Here is a 3885-nt window from a genome sequence, read left to right as displayed (position 1 = left end):
GGCCATCGGCATCGTCGTCGACGACGCGATTGTGGTGGTCGAGAACGTGGAGCGGAACCTCGCGGCCGGCATGTCGCCCAAGGAGGCGGCCTACAAGACCATGGACGAGGTGGGCGGCGCCCTGATCGCCATCGCCCTCGTCCTGGTGGCGGTGTTCGTGCCGACCGCCTTCATCACCGGCATCTCGGGTCAGTTCTACAAGCAGTTCGCCCTGACCATCGCCAGCGCCACGGTGATCTCGTGCCTGGTGTCGCTGACGCTGTCGCCGGCCATGGCGGCGATGCTGCTGCGGCCGCACGCGCACGACGCGCCCGAGCCGCGCGGCTGGCGCGCGCCGTTCCGGCGGTTCGCCGGCTGGTTCAACCGCAGCTTCGAGCGGCTCAGCGAGCGCTATGGCCGGCTCACCGCGCACACGGTGCGCCGGGTCAGCCTGATGCTGATCATCTACGGCCTGCTGCTGGGCCTGACGGTGTGGCGCTTCGCGGCGACGCCGACGGGCTTCATCCCGGCGCAGGACCAGGGCTACTACATCGCCGTCGTGCAGTTGCCCCCCGGCTCGTCGCTGGCGCGCACGGACGAGGTCGTGCGGCGGGTGACGAACGAGGCGCTGGACACCAAGGGCGTGATCCACGCCGCCGCGTTCACCGGCATGGACGGCGCGACGTTCACCAACGCGCCCAATTCGGGGACGATCTTCCTCACGCTCACCGAGTTCCACAACCGGGGCAAGGAAGGCGTGGATGCGGCCAAGGTGCTCGAGGAGCTGCGCGCCAAGCTGGGCGGCATCCCCGGGGCCAACGTCATGGTCATCCAGCCGCCGCCCGTCCAGGGCATCGGCACCGGCGGCGGCTGGAAGCTGATCGTCCAGGACCGCAGCGGCGCCGGCTACCGCGCGCTGGAGCAGGCCACGACCGACCTGATGATGCAGGGCAACCAGCAGAAGGAGCTGACCTCCGTCTTCACCCTGTTCAACACCTCGACGCCCAGGCTCTGGGCCGAGATCGACCGGGACAAGGCGGAGCTGGCGGGCGTGCCTCCGGAGCGGGTGTTCGAGACGCTGTCGACCTACCTGGGCTCGGCGTTCGTGAACGACTTCAACTACCTGGGCCGCACCTACCGGGTGACGGCGCAGGCGGACGCGCCGTTCCGCGACGAGGCCTCAGACATCCAGCGGCTGCAGACCCGCTCGGACAGCGGGGCGATGGTCCCGCTGGGCGCGGTGGCGACGATCCGGGACGACTCCGGTCCCTACCGGGTGGTCCGCTACAACCTCTTCCCGGCGGCGGAGCTGCTCGGCGACACCAAGCCCGGCGCCTCGTCCGGCCAGGCGCTGGCCGCGGTCGAGAAGCTGGCGGACGAGCGGCTGCCGGAGGGCTTCGGCTATGAGTGGACCGAGCTGGCCTTCGCCCAGAAGGAGGCCGGCAACACCGGGCCGATCGCGTTCGGCCTGGCCGTGGTGTTCGTCTTCCTGCTGCTGGCCGCGCAGTACGAGAGCGTGACCCTGCCGCTGGCGATCATCCTGATCGTGCCGATGTGCCTGCTGGCCGCGATCCTGGGCGTCAACATCCGGGGGCAGGACAACAACATCCTCACCCAGATCGGCCTGGTCGTGTTGATCGGGTTGGCGGCCAAGAACGCCATCCTGATCGTCGAGTTCGCCAAGCAGGCCGAGGACCGCGGCATGGACCGCTGGAGCGCGGCGGTGGAGGCGGCCAGGACCCGCCTGCGGCCGATCCTGATGACCTCCTTCGCCTTCATCCTGGGCGTGCTGCCGCTGGTGATCGCCAGCGGGCCGGGCGCCGAGATGCGCCAGGCGCTGGGGACGGCGGTGTTCTTTGGCATGGCGGGCGTGACCGCGTTCGGCCTGCTGTTCACCCCGGCGTTCTACGTGCTGTGCCGGGGCCTCAGCGAACGGCTGATGAACCGGTGGCGCCGGCCGTCCGCAGCCATCGAGGCGCCCGCCGAATAGCCCGCCTTGACCTCCCCTACGTCGCCCGCGCAAGTGTCGGCCAACAACGTAGGGGAGGAGTAAGGCATGGCGTTCAAACCGTTCGACCTGACCGGCAAGGTGGCCCTGGTCACCGGCGGCAACGGGGGCATCGGCCTGGGCATGGCCGAAGGCCTGGCCGCGGCGGGCGCCAAGGTCGCGATCTGGGGCCAGAACCCGGAGAAGAACGCCAAGGCCGAGGCCGCGCTCAAGGCGCATGGCGTCGACGTCCTGGTCCAGAAGGTGGACGTGGCCGACGAGGGCGCCGTCGTAGACGGCGTCGCCGAGGTGCTGAAGACCTTCGGCCGGCTGGACTTCTGCGCCGCCAACGCGGGCGTCGGCGGCGGGGCGCCGTTCGAGGAAATGACGACCGAGAAGTGGCGCTGGGTCACGACGGTGAACCTGGACGCGGTGTTCTGGACTTTCCGCGAGGCGGCCAAGCACATGGTGGCCCGCGCCAAGGCGGGCGACCCGGGCGGCTCGCTGGTGGTGACGTCGTCGACGTCGGCGATCCATGGCGCACCGCGCAACCAGGCCTATGCCTCGACCAAGGGCGGCGTGCTGGCGATGGTGCGGGGGCTGGCGGTGGAGTACGCCCGCTACGGCATCCGGGCCAACTCGATCCTGCCGGGCTGGATCGCGACCGACATGACCGCGGGCCTGCAGGCCTGGGACACCTTCAACGAGAAGGCCATCGGCCGCGTGCCGATGCGGCGCTGGGGCGAGGGCGAGGACTTCTCGGGCATCGCCGTCTACCTGGCCTCGGACGCCTCGAAGTTCCACACCGGCGACAGCTTCGTCATCGACGGCGGCTATACGATCTTCTGAGGCGCTCCTGATCACCGACCCCCTGTTCTACGCGCTCGCCGTCCCCGCCGTTGTGATGATGGGGCTGGCGAAGGGCGGGTTTGCGGGCGTGGGGGCGGTGGCCATGCCGCTTCTGGCCCTGGCCATCTCGCCGGTGCAGGCGGCGGCCATCCTGCTGCCGATCCTGATCGTGCAGGACGTCGTCGGCGTCTGGGCCTTCCGGAAGACCTGGGACAGGGGCGTGCTCCTGGTGATGCTGCCGAGCGCCGCGGTGGGCATCTTCCTGGGCTACCTGCTGGCTGCGCAGGTTTCGGCCAACGTGGTGCTGGCGGTGCTGGGGGCCATCTCGATCGTGTTCGCCGCGCACCGGCTGTGGAGCCAGCGGGGCGGCCGCGTCACGGCGCCGTCGAACGCGCCCTGGCCCGTCGGCGCGCTCCTGGGCGTGGCCTCGGGCTTCACCAGCCAGATCGCCCATGCCGGCCAGCCGCCGTTCCAGATGTGGGTGCTGCCCAAGAACCTGAGCCCCGCCAGCCTGGTGGGCACGACCGCGATCTTCTTCGCGGTGGTGAACTGGGTGAAGGTCCCGGCCTACGTCGCCCTGGGCCAGTTCACGCCCCAGAACCTGGCGACGTCGGCGGCGCTCGCGCCGGTCGCCATCGCCTCGACCTTCGCTGGCGTCTGGCTGGTCCGGCGGGTGAAGCCCGACCGATTCTACACGATCATCTACATCCTGATGATCGCCGTCGGGGCCCAGCTGCTTTGGGAAGCCTGGCGCGGCTGAGCTGCCGCGCAGGTCAGCTCACGACGAATTCGACCTCGCAGCTGACACCTTCCGGCTCGTAGTGGGTGCGCACCACGCCGCGCGCGGGCGGCAGGGCGCTCTGCAGAAGCCGCGAGCCGAAGCCCATCTTCGTCGGCCGGCCGACCGGCGGCCCGTCCCGCTCGACCCAGCGTAGGCAGACGGCGTGGTCCTCGTACGTCCACCACACCCGCACGCGGCCTTCGTTCCCGGAGAGCGCGCCATATTTGGTGGCGTTGGTCGCCAGTTCGTTCAGGAGCAGGGCGAGGCCGACGGCCAACTGCTCGTCGAT

General features: G+C 70.2%; 3 protein-coding genes and 1 pseudogene. 3 read left to right on the top strand and 1 reads right to left on the bottom strand.

Features of this window, described 5'->3' with window-relative positions:
• The 3 genes from RIF93_RS19250 to RIF93_RS19240 all read left to right on the top strand — a co-directional run.
• Window positions 1-1969, top strand: a 1969-nt coding sequence (locus RIF93_RS19250; RefSeq protein WP_309093062.1) for an efflux RND transporter permease subunit, incomplete at its 5' end; no start/stop codon positions are given.
• Window positions 1970-2035: 66 nt separating this feature from the next.
• Entirely contained in the window at window positions 2036-2815 is a 780-nt protein-coding gene (locus RIF93_RS19245; RefSeq protein ID WP_309093061.1) for an SDR family oxidoreductase, read from the top strand.
• A gap of 7 nt (window positions 2816-2822) precedes the next feature.
• On the top strand, window positions 2823-3575 hold the full coding sequence (locus RIF93_RS19240) for a sulfite exporter TauE/SafE family protein (RefSeq protein ID WP_309093063.1): 753 nt from the start codon (window positions 2823-2825) through the stop codon (window positions 3573-3575).
• 13 nt (window positions 3576-3588) lie between these two features.
• On the opposite strand, the pseudogene RIF93_RS19235 reads toward RIF93_RS19240, so the two are convergent.
• A pseudogene (locus tag RIF93_RS19235) lies at window positions 3589-3885 on the bottom strand (histidine kinase); the annotation flags it as partial.

The sequence above is a fragment of the Phenylobacterium sp. genome, from assembly GCF_031181185.1.
Lineage (GTDB): Bacteria > Pseudomonadota > Alphaproteobacteria > Caulobacterales > Caulobacteraceae > Phenylobacterium.
This window is presented reverse-complemented; position numbering and strand designations above follow the sequence as displayed.

Coding starts and splice junctions, on each gene's coding strand:
- RIF93_RS19245 (WP_309093061.1), top strand. CDS start 2,036: ATGGCGTTCAAACCGTTCGACCTGACCGGCAAGGTGGCCCTGGTCACC.